This is a genomic window from Geminocystis sp. NIES-3708, assembly GCF_001548095.1.
Classification (GTDB): domain Bacteria; phylum Cyanobacteriota; class Cyanobacteriia; order Cyanobacteriales; family Cyanobacteriaceae; genus Geminocystis.
Genome location: NZ_AP014815.1, coordinates 3,762,494 through 3,777,295, shown reverse-complemented (window position 1 = coordinate 3,777,295; position 14,802 = coordinate 3,762,494). Strand labels below are relative to the sequence as shown.

Below are 14,802 nucleotides of genomic sequence, written 5' to 3'. Positions count from 1 at the left end.
ATTTTGAATCTCAGTGCAAGATTTGAGTTAAATATAGGTAGAATACTAATTAATAAGCTCTAAATTATTAGCAGTCAAAAATTATGTATCAAAAAGAAGTCTCCCCCGTAGTGTTAGTAATTCTGGATGGTTGGGGTTATCGAGAAGATACACGAGATAATGCCATCGCTTTAGCAAAAACTCCCGTAATGGACAGTTTATTGGAAGTTTATCCTAATACTTTAATTAACGCATCTGGCAAAGCAGTGGGATTACCCAATGGACAAATGGGCAATTCTGAAGTAGGACATTTGAATTTAGGTGCAGGACGAGTAGTTCCTCAAGAATTAGTTAGAATCTCTGACGCTGTGGAAGACGGATCGATTTTTAAAAATCCAGTATTAGAAGAAGTTTGTCATAGTGTACTCCAATCGAAGGGTAAATTACATCTGATGGGTTTATGTTCTGATGGTGGTGTTCATTCTCACGTAGATCATTTACTAGGTTTACTTGATTTAGCAAAATTACAAGGTATTTCTGATGTTTGTGTTCATGTTATTACTGATGGTAGAGATACTAATACTCAAGTTGGTGTTAATTATGTCAAAGCCATTGAAGAACATATCAAAAAAATTGGTATAGGTAAAATAGTTACTGTCTGTGGTCGTTACTATGCAATGGATCGTGATCGTCGTTGGGATAGAATAAAAAAAGCTTATGATTTATACACCAATGAAGATCAAGGAGATGGTAGAAGTGCCTTGCAAGTCATAGAAGATTCTTATGAACAAAATATCAATGATGAATTTATTGAACCAACTCGCATCGCAAAAGGAGCTGTAAATTCCGGAGATGGAGTAATTTTTTATAATTTTCGTCCTGATAGAGCTAGACAAATTTGCTATGCTTTTACCATGGATGATTTTAATGGTTTTGAAAGAGAAAAAATCGATAATCTCAGTTTTGTCACTTTTACTCAATATGATCCTAGCTTACCTGTAAAAGTCGCTTTTGAGCCTCAACAGTTAACTAATATTCTCGGAGAAGTTATTGCTAATGCAGGTTTAAAACAATTTAGGACTTCAGAAACGGAAAAATATCCCCATGTTACCTACTTTTTTAACGGTGGTTTAGAGCAACCTTTAGAAGGTGAAGACAGGGAATTAGTGCAAAGTCCAATGGTTTCAACCTATGATAAAGCACCAGCAATGTCAGCAGAAGAATTAACCATGGTAGGATCTAAAGCTATTGCGAAAAGAATTTATTCTTTTATTGTGATAAACTATGCAAATCCTGATATGGTAGGTCATACAGGCAAATTAGACAAGGCTCAACAAGCAATTGAAACAGTTGATACTTGTGTAGGTAAACTGTTATCAGCGATTAATCAAGTAGGTGGTACAGCTATTATAACCGCAGATCATGGTAATGCAGAATATATGAAAGATGAAGACGGAAATCCTTGGACTGCACACACTACGAATCAAGTACCTTTTATTTTAGTTGAAGGTGAAGGACGTAAAATAATTGGTCATGGTGGTAATGTGCAATTACGAGAAAATGGTAAATTAGCAGATATTGCACCTACAATCCTCGAAATATTACAGTTGCCTAAACCGAAAGAAATGACAGGAGAATCTTTAATCCAAAAATCAGAGTATCAAGTAAAGCAAAATCGCACTCCTGTTAGTATCCCAGTTTAAGATGAGTAGGGGTGAATGATATTCACCCAAGATCTAAACTATAATAGTCATCCCAGATCTAAGTATAATAGACTATTGAAAATATTAAATTTAATTAGTTATGAATGTTTATCAGTTAGTACAAATTATTTGGGCTGTTTCCTGTACATTGTTAATAATTCTAGTATTGTTACATTCTCCTAAAGGTGATGGATTAGGAGGCATTGGAGGACAAGCACAACTTTTTTCTAGTACAAAAAGTGCAGAAGCAACTCTTAATAGAATTACATGGATTTTAAGTTTAACTTTTATTAGTTTAACCGTTGTTTTAAGTGCTGGTTGGTTAAATAATTAGGAATTAGGAATTAGGAATTAAATTTGGAGGTTGGAAAACTGATTAAAAAGTTAGTAAAAATTGGTTTAAATCCTATCTTGTTAATATTTTTAGTAACTTTATTGGTGGTGAATTTTAGTCATTTTGTTAGGGCTGAAAATAATAATTTACCACCGTTACAAGTTCATCCTTTACCTGTTTCTTTACAAAATTGGACTTCTGACATTCAAGAAGATTATTTTAATGAAATTGAAACTCATTTAGCAGGTTATTTGATTTGGTCAATTTTTCCTGTTAAAATTTATCTACAATCTCCTGATACTAATTTATCTCCTGCTGGTTTAAAAGATTTTCAACAATGGGAAAAAGCCGCTAAAATGGCGATCGCTTCATGGAATCCTTATTTGCCTTTAATAGAAGTAAATACCTTAGAAGAAGCTGATATTCTCATTTATCGTCGTTATCCAGAATTTAAAGCCAAAATTAACCCTGAAACGGGATTATATAATCTTCCTAGGGCAAAAGCAGCGACTACGACAGTTAAATTTTATTTAACAGAAACTCAACCTAGTCAATTACGCCATAGAATGACTATTGAAGTTAATCCTCATCAAACTTTTGAATATTTAACTAGTAATATTACCCATGAATTAGGACATGCACTAGGTATTTGGGGGCATAGTTTAAAGAATACTGATGTAATGTATTTTTCTCATACAAAAGAAATTCCTGCTATTTCGCCTCAAGATATAAATACCTTGAAAAAAATTTATCAACAACCAACTCGCTTAGGTTGGAATATTAATTGACAATGAGCAATGAACAATAGACAATTATCAATTATCAATTATCAATTACAGTCATGGGTTATTTTGATACATTAATCGACAAATTTGCGGAAGATAAAGAATTAGAACAAGCCTTCGGAAAACATATACACTGGGGTTATTGGGAAAATCCTGCCACTGCTACTGGCACTTTAACGGATTTTGCGATGGCGGCAAATAATCTTTCTAAATTAGTCATTGAAAAAGCTCAAATTAGTGATGGAGTAACCATTCTTGATGCAGGTTGTGGGTTTGGTGGTACTATTAATTTACTTAATGATACTTTTAGTAATTTAAAGTTATTTGGCGTAAATATTGATAATGCACAGATAGAAAGAGCAACAGAAATAATTAAACCACAAAATAATAATCAAATTCAATTTATTAATGGTAATGCTTGTGATTTGCCTCATTTTAGGGAATTATTTGACTATGCAGTCGCCTTAGAATGTATTTTTGCATTTCCTAGTCGAGAAATATTCTTTCAACAAGTAAGAAAAAATCTTAAATCTTCTGGAAAATTAATTGTAGTTGATTTTATTATTAATCCTACAATTAGTAACTTTTGGACATGGTTTGAAGCTCAAATTTTGAGTCGTTTAATTACTGATACTTACGGTTCAAAAGCTACCAATCAAGTAAAATTTATAGGTATAAAAGAATATGAGAAAATAGCTAATAAAACAGGATTTAAACTGGAAAAAGTAATCGATATTAATAAAAATGTTCAGCCAACTTATCCAGTAATTAATAAACTAATTGTTGATAATTTTAATGATTGGATGACAGCAAAAGGATTAGAAATATTTAGTCAATTTAACTTAATTAATTATCAGATTTTAATTTTTGAATAATTGGTTTTATACAAACAAAATATAGGATATAGTTTATCTTCTTTTTTGATGATTATATATTCTATATTCTTAATGCTCAATTTCTTCTATACCTTTAGAGATTAAAAGTCGTTCTCTTTTTTTCTTAGCAATTTCTCTCAGACTAATAATTTTATCAGTTTCATCGACAATATCCCCCGTTAAAACTTCCAAAACATCTTCAAGGGTGACAACACCTGAAACTCCTCCATATTCATCAATTACCACCATTAAATGTTGACGAATTTCTTGAAATTGTTTTAATAAATGATCAGCTTTAATTGTTTCGGGTACAAAGTTAGCACTACGCACCAAATTAGCTATCTTTTCCTCTTGTCTTCCTTGAATAATTGCCGTTAATAATTCATTTTTAAAACCAATGCCAATTACATCATCAATAGACTCTTGAATTACTAAAATTCGACTATGTTCAGAATTAATAATAATATCTTGACAGTCTTTTAAAATAGAGTCTCCCTTAAGATAAGTAATAATAATTCTGGGAGTCATCAAATCAGCCGCCGAAAGATCATTTAAGTGAAAAACACGGGTAATCATTTCTGCTTCATCCGCTTCAATTACACCCTCATGACTACCAATATTTGTTAATAATTTTATCTCCATTTCATTTGTAGTTGGGAGAACTTTTCCTTGAGTAAAAGGTTCAGTTACTTTCTCTATTAACCACACTAAAGGAATGAATAAAAATGTTAAAAATTTTATAGGTAAAGCTAAAAGTAAAGCAAAATTTTCAGCATATCTTTGACCAATAGTTTTCGGTAATATTTCTCCAAAGATAATAATTAAAAAAGTTAATAATGCAGAAAAAACACCTAACAAGTGATTACCTAAAACTTGCGTAGCTAAACTACCAATAATAATGCTACCAACAATATTAAAAATATTATTAAGCATAACGACCGTTGCAATAGGTCGATTCATTTTTTTCTTGATGTGTAATAATGCTAATGCCGCAGGTTTTTTAGATTGAGCCCATTGTTTAACCTTAATTTCAGAAATAGTCAACAATACTGTTTCGGCAAAAGAACAAAAAGCAGAACCTAACAAAACGATAATAACGATCAAGAAAAGGGATAACATAATAAGTTTAAAGTTCGGTATTTAGTTACCGATTTTAAGATGATATAAAAATTAATATAATAACTAGAAAAATAAATTAAAAGATAAAAAATTAATTGTTAATTGTTAATTGTTAATTATTAATTATTAATTAAACCTTCGTTTCTAAAGATTTTAAATATTCGGTATTAACTCCAGATTCACGCACTAATGCTACTTTTCCTGTACGAGCAATTTCTTTAATACCAAATTTGCTTAACATAGAAATAATAGCTACCATCTTACCCGGATCGCCTACTACTTCTATAATTAAACTATCATCAGATATATCTACTACCCTAGCTCGGAAAATTTGAGCGATTTGTAAAACTTCTCCTCTAGTATTAGTATTGGCACTGACTTTAACTAACATCAATTCTCTTTCTACACAAGGAATTTTTGTAATGTCAGTCACTTTAATCACATTAATTAATTTATGTAACTGTTTTGTTAGCTGTTCGATGGTATCTTCATCTTCAGGGACAACCATTGTAATTCTTGAAATACCAACTTGTTCTGCAGGTCCTACGGCTAGACTTTCAATATTAAAACCTCTACGGGCAAACAATCCAGCAATTCTCGTCAAAACCCCTGCTTCATCTTCTACTAATACAGAAATAGTGTGCTTCATTAATATTTAGATTTCGATTCGTTAAAAATAACTAATTTTCTATGGTCAACTTTTCAATTTAACTCACCATTGTATCAAAAAGCAAAAGACTGAATAATAATCAATAATTAAATACAAAGATTCGTAGGAGATTCAAATCTTACGCTGTGACAAATCTCTCCCACTTGTCTAATGTTCATCAATGAATTTAATACATTTTAGCTTAATGATTCCTAATTATTGATTACTTAACTATGGCATAATAATCTCTCTACCCATTTATTGTCGTGATTATCCCATGAAAGTTACCATCCAAAATTTACAACAGTGGAAACAAGAAAAACGCCCTATTGTTAGTTTAACTGCTTGGGATTATGCCATCGCCCAATTATTAGATCAAGCAGGAATAGACTTAATTTTGGTAGGGGATTCTTTAGGCATGGTAGCTTTAGGATATTCTAGCACCTTACCCGTTACTTTAGAAGATATGATCCACCACACAAAAGCGGTGTGTAGAGGGGTTAATCGAGCCTTAGTAGTGGTTGATTTACCTTTTTTGACTTATCAAACCAATATCACTCAAGCTATCCAATCTGCGGGAAAAATCATCAAAGAAACCAACGCAGGAGCAGTAAAATTAGAAGGCGGTTATCCAGCGATGATTGATACCGTCAGCCGTTTAACAGAAATTGGTATTCCTGTCATGGCTCATGTGGGTTTAACACCTCAATCGGTGAGAATTTTAGGCTATAAACAGCAGGGTAAAACCATCGAAGCCCAAGAAAAAATCTTAAATCAAGCCATAGCCCTAGAACAAGCTGGAGCATTTGCGATTGTATTAGAGCATATTACCAAAAATTTAGCTATTCAGATCACGAAAACCTTATCAATTCCCACCATCGGTATTGGTGCAGGAAATCATTGTGATGGACAAGTATTAGTAACGGCGGATTTATTAGGATTATCAGAAAAACTACCACCTTTTGCGAAACCTTACGCCAATTTACGTCAAAATATTCTTGATTCTGTAACTCATTTTTCTGAAGATGTTAAATCTCGTCAATTTCCTGAGAGTTAAACTAATACTTCAAAAGCAACTCCTTCTTCAATAAAGTTAGGGTTAAGGAGCATCGCTTGTCTTTCTTCTTCTCCTACAAAAATATATGTACCCGGTATTTGACTGTTTTGAAAACGGTAAAAATCAATGCCTTTTCCTGCATTGGAGTCATAGACATAAAAAGCAATGCCTTCTTCGACAAAGTTAGGATAATTAGCACGAATACTGATACTTTCTTCTTCTCCTGCATAAAGATAAGTACCGGGTATATCTTTATTTTGAAAACGATTCATCACTATTAAATCATCATCAGGTGTTATTGCTACTTTAAAAGCCTCGCCTTCTTCGATAAAGTTAGGATAGTTAGTGATAATATTTTGTCTTTCTTCTTCCCCCACAAAAATATAAGTACCCAAGACATCAGTATTTTGGAAACGATAAATAGGATGATTTAATAAATCTATTTCAATATAAGTAATATCTTCATTTTTATTTTTATTAATATCGTAAAGATAAATTTCGTCATCATTACCATCATTCCCATTCCACACTATATATTTATCACCTACCAGTCTGGGAAAATTATCAATATTATCGTTAGTAAGTTGAATTATTCCTGTGCCGTCATATAAATAAACTTCGTAGTCAGCATCTTTCTTTCCTGCCCAAACAACGGAGTTATCAAGTATTTCGAGATATTGAATATCATTAAAATAATTGTCAGTGATTTCAATTACTTCAAAACCATTATAAAATTTGATTGTATCAGCATCATACCAAACTATACTATTGCTATTATCTGTATAGGTAAATACCATGGAAGAATCATGACTAACTAATGGAGTAATCTCATTATTTTTATATAGATAAGTTTCTGAGCGATCGCCATTATAACCAGTAAAGACAAAATTATCACCAACAATTGAAGCATCAATAAAATCAAAATCATTGTCCATAAGGGTGATTACTTCATTGTCTTTGTATAGATAAACTATTGTATTGCTAACCCAAAAAAGATTGTCACCCAATATGTGAAGTTCACTGATAGACTCATTAAAATCATTCTCGGTAATTTGGATTACTTCCTCGCTATTATACAAAAAGATGTCATCAGAACGATTCCAACCATTCAAAGATGCAATCCAAACAAGATTGCTACCCATGAATTGAAGATTATTATAAGAATAGGCAGAAAAATTATCATCCGTTATCTGTATTCTTCTTTCTCCATTATATAAATAAATTGCCACATCAGAATAAAAGGTAGGATTATCCAGAACAACTGAAATAAATTGTTTACCGTTAACCCAAACAATATTGCCATTAGATTTATTAATCTTAACTTCGGAAATAAAATAAATATAAGGAACAGGATCAGTAGAATTATTGTCAGTAGAATTATTGTTCGTGAGTTGATTTACCAATTCGCCATCATACTGATATAACTGACTATCATCATTACTATCTTTTGCAACCCAAAAAAATATGGTCATCGGAGATTTGCAGTTGATTGATATAGTAATTAAAAATATTATCAGTAACTTTAGTTATTTTTTCCTGATCATATTTATATATATTAGATTCTCTGCCACTCTCTGTGTAAGTATTCGCAATCCAAATGATATAATTTTGATTAACAGAAACTTCAGCTATAGATCCATATATATTTTCAGTGATTTGGATTGTTTTCTCTCCATCATATAAATATATCGCCGAGTATGTGCCATGATGATCAGAAACCTCGGCTGTCCAGATAAGATCATTTGTGTCAGAATAAATAGGAAATCCAGTGATTTTATCATCAAAGTTATTATCACTTAATTGAACAATCTTATTTCCATCATAAAAGTAAATTTCTTTATCATGACCATCGTCATCTTCCCAAACAATATTGTCATTGCGAATTGATAGGATAAAAACAACGTCATCATCATCATTATTTGTAAGTTGTTGAATCATCATATTTACCTCCTTCTAACAATTCCGTTTTTACTGATTTAACCTAACGGAATGCCAGAAAATATATTAGAGGAGTTTTTATGTTTCCCCTTCTATTTTAGATCCACAGAATATGTGTAATTGAATATTTAGATAAAAGTTAATATGAATGAGCTTGATGCTTTTTTTTATAAGCGAACTATAATAAAAACAAACTGTGGTAATGAATGATCGATTTGATCTTGTAAGAATAGATTATGACTAATGTAAACTTTCAGTATCCTATTTTTGGTCCAGACATAAAATGCCCCCATTGTCGGCAAACTATCGAAGCATTAACTCTCACAGATACTTACTTATGTCCTCGTCATGGAGCTTTTGAAGCGGATCCCAATACTAAGGTACTTGTACATTTACAATCAGGGCGACATTGGCGATTATGGGAAGATAAATGGTATCGACAGCATACTCATCCTGATGGTATTCGCTTTGAAATTCATGAGGCTTTAGACCGTCTCTATACAGAAGGTTATCGAGCCACAAAAGTTATAATATCTGAACGTTACTACTCTTTAATTAGTTCTTATTTAGAAAAAGGAAACAATTGGCAGGGGGAAAAAGAAACTAAAGTATATAAATTGTATGGTTTACCTGTAGAATTTAGTAGTAAAGCTAGTGATGAACCTTGTTGGGAAATCATTAATTTTATCTTAGAAAAAGAAAAAGGTGCTCCTTCTCGTTACCCTTACTTTCGTTTATTTGAATAAACTAATATTTGCCGATGATACATCATGTAGCTATTCGCACGGCGGATATAATGAAATCTATCGCTTTTTATGAATTGTTGGGGTTTACCGTCAAAGAAAGATTTACTACGGGTTATACTTTAGCCTGTTGGTTGGAAGGATTAGGCGGAAGATTAGAATTAATGCAGATACCTGAACCAAAACCAGCTCCTGATAGCTTTTATGATGAACATTATGTAGGTTATTATCATCTTTCCCTTAACGTTACCGATAATAAAACTAACTTACCTTCTTGGTTAAAGGAATTAGAAGATAAGTTTTACAAAGCTAGTTTAGAAAATCCTTCTCTTTTTTCACCTTTAAAAATATTATTACCACCACAACAACAGATGATTGGCGATCGAGTTTATGAAGTCGCTTTCATCGCTGATATAGATAATTTACCTATCGAATTAATTAAACTTTGTTGAATTAACTTTTTCTATTATTAATTTTGAATTGTTTATTATTAATAATTCCCCCTTTTTATGTAATAATTCTTAAAGAACTTTTAAGATTTGCTTAACATATCGTCATGAGTGAAGCAGCCAAAGAAAAAACTTTAGCCGAACAAGCACCTCCTAGTTATGAATGTCGTTCCTGTGGTTATACCTATGCACCTTCAAAAGGTGACAGTAAAACGAATATAGCTCCCGGTACATTATTTACTGATTTACCCAGTAATTGGCGTTGTCCAGTGTGTGGAGCAAGTCGTACAGCATTTGTAAATATTGGAGCACAGGATGCACCATCAGGATTTGCGGAAAACTTAGAGTTTGGTTTTGGAGTTAATAAGTTAACACCAGGGCAGAAAAATTTATTAATTTTTGGTGCTTTAGCCTTAGGTGTTTTATTTTTCTTCAGTTTATATGGATTAAATTAAACTTCGATTTTCAGCTTTTGTCCTTTGTAAGATGAATCCATAAAATAATTATATTTTGGAAATAAAAATGAATTTGTTATTTAATCGACTAAAACAATTTTTAGTATTAATAGTCATTAGTTTTTTATGTATTAGTTGCTCTAATGTGCCTTCTATTACTCAAAATCCTTGGCAAGCAATTACTTTAAATACTGATGCTACCTTCGCAGATTTAGCCTTTACTAGCAACTCAAATCATGGTTGGTTAGTTGGTACTAAAGCTAGTTTATTTGAAACCCAAGATGGTGGCGAAACTTGGCAACCCAAAATTATTGAATTAGGGGAAGAAAAAATTAATTTTACAGGTATTAGTTTTAATGGTGATGAAGGTTGGATTACTGGTGAGCCTTCTATTTTATTACATACCTCTAATGCTGGTAATACTTGGGAACGCATTCCTTTGAGCGATAAATTACCCGGTTTACCTTACGATATAGTTGCCCTTGCACCAAATACCGCAGAAATGGTGACAAATTTAGGAGCAATTTATCAAACTACTGATGGCGGAAAAAATTGGAAAGCCTTAGTTGAAGGTTCTGTAGGTGTTGCTAGAAATATAAGTCGTTCTGAAGATGGTAAGTATGTCGCCGTCAGTGCTAGAGGTAATTTTTATTCCACATGGCAACCCGGTGACACAGAGTGGACTCCCCATAATCGAACTTCTTCTCGCCGCTTACAGAATATGGGCTTTTTAGGAAATGATCGTCTTTGGTTAATTGCTAGAGGAGGACAAATTCAATTAAGTAAAGTTGATAACTTTGAAGAATGGGAAGAACCTATTTCTCCTGAATATTCTACCAGTTGGGGATTCTTAGATTTAGCTACCCGTCAAGAGAATGAAATTTGGTTAGCTGGGGGTAGTGCAAATTTATTAGTTAGTTCTGATGGTGGTGTGAAATGGGAAAAAGATCGGCAAGTCGAATCTGTACCGTCTAATTTCTATAAAATCGTCTTTGTAAATCCAGATCAAGGTTTTGTTTTAGGACAGCGTGGCGTTCTGTTAAAATATAATACTCAAAGTGCGGCATAACTTGAGTCACTTAATGTTGTAAATTAGTTAAATAGTAAAAAAATTTAGGAGGCAATGCTTTTATGGCTGGAGATACAGGTGAACGTCCATTTACTGATATAGTTACCAGTGTACGCTATTGGGTTATTCATAGTATTACTATCCCCATGCTTTTTATCGCTGGTTGGTTATTTGTGAGTACTGGTTTAGCTTATGATGCTTTTGGTACTCCTCGTCCTGATCAATATTTTAATCAAACCCGTGAAGAGTTGCCTATTATTAGCGATCGCTATGAAGCAACTCAACAAATTGAGCAATTTAATAAATAGTTTAATTAGATAAAAAGGTAAATAAAAAATGACCAATAGTCCTAATCAACCAGTTTCATATCCTATTTTTACCGTCAGATGGTTAGCTGTACATACTTTGGCAGTACCTTCTGTATTTTTCATAGGTGCGATTACTGCGATGCAATTTATTCAACGATAGGAGAAATCAATGGACAGAAATCAAAATCCTAACAGACAATCTGTAGAATTAAACCGTACTTCCCTATATTTGGGTTTATTATTTGTAGCGGTGCTTGGTGTTTTATTCTCTAGTTATTTCTTTAACTAAAAACTACTTTATTTAATTTAGGAGGTTTCATTATGGGAGATGCAAGAATTCCCCTCTGGATCGTTGGTACAGTTGCTGGAATGGGTGTTTTAGCCGTGGTAGCATTATTTTTCTATGGTGCTTACGCTGGTCTAGGCTCATCTTTATAAGATTAAGATAAAATAGAATAAACAAGGGAAAAGGTAGAAAAAATGCTAATATTTCTACCTTTTTTTGTGATGATAAGATTTAGGGAATAGGATTTGCTAAAAAACTTTTTCATCACGTCCTCATTATAATCTCATTGTTTTTTCGCTTTACGACTACCTTTAGTTAAATAAGCCAGAAAAAAACCGACTACTCCTGTCATCCCCAATTGCCAATAATTAGGCATAATCGTAGCCGTTAAGATTAAGAGTGAGAGAAGAATAATATATTGACGTTTAATCTTCATTATTCACTGATGTTAATTAATTTATCATCATCCCATTCTAAACAATCGCCAATATTTTTACCGTTATGATAAGCCGCTAATAATACTTCACTGGTTTTACCCCATACTATTTTACCATGACAATCAAGGGCGATCGCACCTAAATCCCGTTTATTAACAGAAGCCTCTTTAATAGATTTTTCCATAGCTTCAGCTAAAGATAAACCATCGGTGGCACGGATTACGACTTTAGCCGCTAAACATTCATCAATAATATCTTCGCCGATACCCGTACAACTTACTCCCGCTTGAAAGTTAGCATAATTTCCCGCAGGCATAGCCGAATCACTAACTCTACCAATCCTTTCTAAGCCTTTACCCCCAGTAGAAGTACCAGCACTAATTCTACCTTGTGTATCTAAAGCGACAACTCCAATTGTACCTCGACGAGCATTTTCGCTACTTTCGGCAACAACTCCCGCCATTTTTCTGGTGAAGTTTTCTTTTCTTTCTTCAATCCATTCATGTAATCTTAAGTCTGTTAAAGGATCATATATGGAGTATTTTAATTCTCTTAGTAATTCTAAACTACCGTAATCTGATAAAACTCGATCTTCTTGATTTTGGAGGGTTTGAGCCAAATTAATGGGATTTTTTACTCTAGAAACATTAATGACACCACTAAATCTTTGTTTTTCACCATCCATCAAAGATGCACTCATTCTAATTTGTCCGTCAGATTGTAATACTGAACCAGTACCAGCATTAAAACGAGGATTGTCTTCTAATAACTGGCATCCTTTGATTACTGCTTCTGTGGCACTTTTTCCTTCTAATAATAATTGATAAACTTCTGCTACAATTTCATGTAACGCTTGGCGTACAGCATCTAAGCCACCTTTCCCTTTTAATGAGCTACCTGCACCACCGTGAATAATTAATTTTGGTTGAATTTGATTTGACATTTTTTCTATAAATAATTGGTTATTTGTCGTTGTGATTCGTCATTCGTCGAAGTTGAGCAATAGGAAAAAAGCATAAACACATTTTCCTCCTCTAGTCTCCCATTCTCCCAGTCTTCTAGTCTTCTAATTACCCTTTGCCCATGTTTTCGCCCAAGCTAAATTTTCCTGTACTATTTTTAAAGTAGGAGCTTCGGAATATAAACGTAACAAAGGCTCAGTACCACTAAAACGAATTAGTAGCCAACTGTCATCTTCAAGGCGATATTTATAACCGTCAATGGCTAAACAATTAGTGACTTTTTTCCCTGCAATTTCTGTTAAAGGAGTGCTTTCTAATCTTTGTTGTAATTGATTTTTTTGCTCTAAGTTTGCTAAAGTTAAATCAATGCGATCGTATGCAGAATCAAAGTTGACTTGGTGACGTAAATTATCATAAAGTTCAGTTATATCTTTTCCAGACTCTACTACAGCCTCTAATACATATAACGCTGATAATAAAGCATCACGTTCGGGAATATGATTACTATAGCCAACACCTCCCGATTCTTCTCCTCCTACCAATACTTGATGAGTTAACATTCTTTCGGCAATATATTTATAACCAATAGGAGTTTCATAAAGAGGCACTTTGAATAAATCGGCTATTTTCGGGATTAAATCTGAGCCACTGACGGTTTTAACAATTTCTCCCTCAAGTTTTTTGCGGGTAGCTAAATGTTCGATAAAAATAGGGATTAAAATCTGAGTACTACAAAAATTGCCATTTCCATCCACAGAGGCAATACGATCGCAGTCTCCATCAAATACTAAACCAACTCTAAGGCTATGAGGATGACTTTTTGCTGTTTCTTTGACCTGACGAAATAACTCAGGAATATAACGGGCTAGAGGCTCAGGGGCAGCACCTCCAAATAAAGGATCTCTTTGAGAATTAATTTCAGGAATATCACAGCCTAATAAACGACTTAAACCCGTGGAAGCCGCCCCGTGCATTACATCTACTAAAATCTTTAATTTGCCTGAAATAATAGCATTTTTGATTAAATCTATGTCAACTAAAGAACGCAATTGATTACAATAACTTTCCCAAGGATCAAATAATGTTAAAGTGCCTTTTTTATTGGCTTTTGGGCTATCCTGTTCTAAAAGTGCTTCAATTTTAGCTGTAACATCTTGTGAGACTGAACCACCAAAACCACCCTTTACTTTTAAACCTAAATATTTGGCTGGGTTATGACTAGCAGTTAAAACTATTGCCCCTAGAGCATTTTCTGCCTTCGCCGCCCAACTAAAAGCAGGAGTAGGAGCAAAACCCTCTGATAATAATACATCAAAGCCTGATGTCTGTAAAGTTTCTGCTGTTAGATAAGCAAAATCTTCTGCCATAAAACGACGATCATAACCAACTATCATTAAATTAGAATTGGGGTTAGACTCTTGTAAAACTTGAGCGCATAAAGGGGCTAGTTTTGCAACACGCTCAAAGGTAAAATCTGCTGCAATGACTCCACGCCAGCCATCAGTGCCAAATTTAATCGGATTAGCTTGGAAAGGCATAAATAATAACTAATAATTAATAATGAGTAATTAATAATCACTCAGATTTTTTTTCTCATCAGTATATTTTATCTTTAGTGCAACATCTAAGTTTAATTTCTTTTTGGTTTGTGGTA

20 protein-coding genes are annotated in these 14,802 nt (G+C 33.1%); 13 read left to right on the top strand and 7 right to left on the bottom strand.

Annotation, left to right across the window (positions count from 1 at the left end; translation table 11 throughout):
• Window positions 1-83 precede the first annotated feature (83 nt).
• The 4 genes from gpmI (at window position 84) to GM3708_RS16570 (ending at window position 3,676) form a co-directional block, all read left to right on the top strand.
• Window positions 84-1,682, top strand: coding sequence for a 2,3-bisphosphoglycerate-independent phosphoglycerate mutase (gene gpmI, locus GM3708_RS16585; protein WP_066349158.1), 1,599 nt, complete (start codon window positions 84-86; stop codon window positions 1,680-1,682).
• Between the two features lie 100 nt (window positions 1,683-1,782).
• Entirely contained in the window at window positions 1,783-2,016 is a 234-nt protein-coding gene (secG, locus tag GM3708_RS16580) for a preprotein translocase subunit SecG (protein ID WP_066349157.1), read from the top strand.
• 23 nt (window positions 2,017-2,039) lie between these two features.
• Complete coding sequence (locus GM3708_RS16575) at window positions 2,040-2,804, top strand: matrixin family metalloprotease (protein ID WP_231932994.1); 765 nt, start codon at window positions 2,040-2,042, stop codon at window positions 2,802-2,804.
• A 53-nt stretch (window positions 2,805-2,857) separates the two neighbouring features.
• Window positions 2,858-3,676, top strand: a complete 819-nt coding sequence (locus GM3708_RS16570) for a cyclopropane-fatty-acyl-phospholipid synthase family protein (RefSeq protein WP_066349153.1) — start codon at window positions 2,858-2,860, stop codon at window positions 3,674-3,676.
• Window positions 3,677-3,745: 69 nt separating this feature from the next.
• Here the strand turns inward: GM3708_RS16570 and GM3708_RS16565 are convergent, their stop codons facing one another.
• Window positions 3,746-4,795: a hemolysin family protein gene (locus GM3708_RS16565; RefSeq protein ID WP_066349151.1), complete on the bottom strand. Its 1,050-nt coding sequence runs from the start codon at window positions 4,793-4,795 to the stop codon at window positions 3,746-3,748.
• Window positions 4,796-4,925: 130 nt separating this feature from the next.
• Window positions 4,926-5,444, bottom strand: a complete 519-nt coding sequence (gene ilvN / locus GM3708_RS16560; RefSeq protein ID WP_066349150.1) for an acetolactate synthase small subunit — start codon at window positions 5,442-5,444, stop codon at window positions 4,926-4,928.
• Window positions 5,445-5,721: 277 nt separating this feature from the next.
• On the opposite strand from ilvN, the gene panB reads away from it, so the two are divergent.
• Window positions 5,722-6,501, top strand: coding sequence for a 3-methyl-2-oxobutanoate hydroxymethyltransferase (gene panB, locus GM3708_RS16555; RefSeq protein WP_066349149.1), 780 nt, complete (start codon window positions 5,722-5,724; stop codon window positions 6,499-6,501).
• Here panB and GM3708_RS16550 read toward each other — a convergent pair.
• Together GM3708_RS16550 and GM3708_RS16545 are read right to left on the bottom strand one after the other, a co-directional pair.
• On the bottom strand, window positions 6,498-7,973 hold the full coding sequence (locus GM3708_RS16550) for a hypothetical protein (protein WP_066349148.1): 1,476 nt from the start codon (window positions 7,971-7,973) through the stop codon (window positions 6,498-6,500). The genes panB and GM3708_RS16550 overlap by 4 nt on opposite strands.
• Window positions 7,942-8,442, bottom strand: coding sequence for a hypothetical protein (locus tag GM3708_RS16545; protein ID WP_066349147.1), 501 nt, complete (start codon window positions 8,440-8,442; stop codon window positions 7,942-7,944). The genes GM3708_RS16550 and GM3708_RS16545 overlap by 32 nt, the downstream gene beginning before the upstream one ends.
• Window positions 8,443-8,675: 233 nt before the next feature.
• Between GM3708_RS16545 and GM3708_RS16540 the strand changes: the two genes are divergently transcribed.
• From GM3708_RS16540 to GM3708_RS16510, 8 genes are all read left to right on the top strand, one after another.
• Window positions 8,676-9,185, top strand: coding sequence for a TIGR02652 family protein (locus tag GM3708_RS16540; protein ID WP_066349145.1), 510 nt, complete (start codon window positions 8,676-8,678; stop codon window positions 9,183-9,185).
• Between the two features lie 17 nt (window positions 9,186-9,202).
• Complete coding sequence (locus GM3708_RS16535) at window positions 9,203-9,634, top strand: VOC family protein (RefSeq protein ID WP_066349534.1); 432 nt, start codon at window positions 9,203-9,205, stop codon at window positions 9,632-9,634.
• 104 nt (window positions 9,635-9,738) lie between these two features.
• The gene (locus GM3708_RS16530; RefSeq protein WP_066349144.1) at window positions 9,739-10,086 is read left to right on the top strand and encodes a rubredoxin; all 348 of its coding nucleotides are present in this window, start codon (window positions 9,739-9,741) and stop codon (window positions 10,084-10,086) included.
• 67 nt (window positions 10,087-10,153) lie between these two features.
• Complete coding sequence (locus GM3708_RS16525) at window positions 10,154-11,155, top strand: photosynthesis system II assembly factor Ycf48 (protein WP_066349143.1); 1,002 nt, start codon at window positions 10,154-10,156, stop codon at window positions 11,153-11,155.
• Between the two features lie 62 nt (window positions 11,156-11,217).
• Window positions 11,218-11,463, top strand: a complete 246-nt coding sequence (gene psbE, locus GM3708_RS16520; RefSeq protein WP_066349142.1) for a cytochrome b559 subunit alpha — start codon at window positions 11,218-11,220, stop codon at window positions 11,461-11,463.
• A 28-nt stretch (window positions 11,464-11,491) separates the two neighbouring features.
• Window positions 11,492-11,623: a cytochrome b559 subunit beta gene (psbF, locus tag GM3708_RS16515; protein WP_066349141.1), complete on the top strand. Its 132-nt coding sequence runs from the start codon at window positions 11,492-11,494 to the stop codon at window positions 11,621-11,623.
• A gap of 9 nt (window positions 11,624-11,632) precedes the next feature.
• Window positions 11,633-11,752, top strand: a complete 120-nt coding sequence (locus GM3708_RS18140; RefSeq protein WP_071827635.1) for a photosystem II reaction center protein L — start codon at window positions 11,633-11,635, stop codon at window positions 11,750-11,752.
• A 32-nt stretch (window positions 11,753-11,784) separates the two neighbouring features.
• Window positions 11,785-11,901 (top strand): photosystem II reaction center protein J, encoded by a 117-nt coding sequence (locus GM3708_RS16510; RefSeq protein ID WP_015218560.1) that lies wholly within the window; start codon window positions 11,785-11,787, stop codon window positions 11,899-11,901.
• A gap of 131 nt (window positions 11,902-12,032) precedes the next feature.
• On the opposite strand, the gene GM3708_RS18910 is transcribed toward GM3708_RS16510, so the two are convergent.
• From GM3708_RS18910 to GM3708_RS16500, 3 genes are all read right to left on the bottom strand, one after another.
• Entirely contained in the window at window positions 12,033-12,185 is a 153-nt protein-coding gene (locus tag GM3708_RS18910) for a hypothetical protein (RefSeq protein ID WP_173645023.1), read from the bottom strand.
• On the bottom strand, window positions 12,185-13,129 hold the full coding sequence (locus GM3708_RS16505; RefSeq protein ID WP_066349139.1) for an isoaspartyl peptidase/L-asparaginase: 945 nt from the start codon (window positions 13,127-13,129) through the stop codon (window positions 12,185-12,187). The genes GM3708_RS18910 and GM3708_RS16505 overlap by 1 nt, the downstream gene beginning before the upstream one ends.
• Before the next feature lie 123 nt (window positions 13,130-13,252).
• Window positions 13,253-14,686 carry a phosphoglucomutase/phosphomannomutase family protein gene (locus GM3708_RS16500; protein ID WP_066349138.1) on the bottom strand — a complete coding sequence of 478 codons (1,434 nt, stop codon included), beginning with the start codon at window positions 14,684-14,686 and terminating at the stop codon, window positions 13,253-13,255.
• Window positions 14,687-14,802 lie beyond the last annotated feature (116 nt).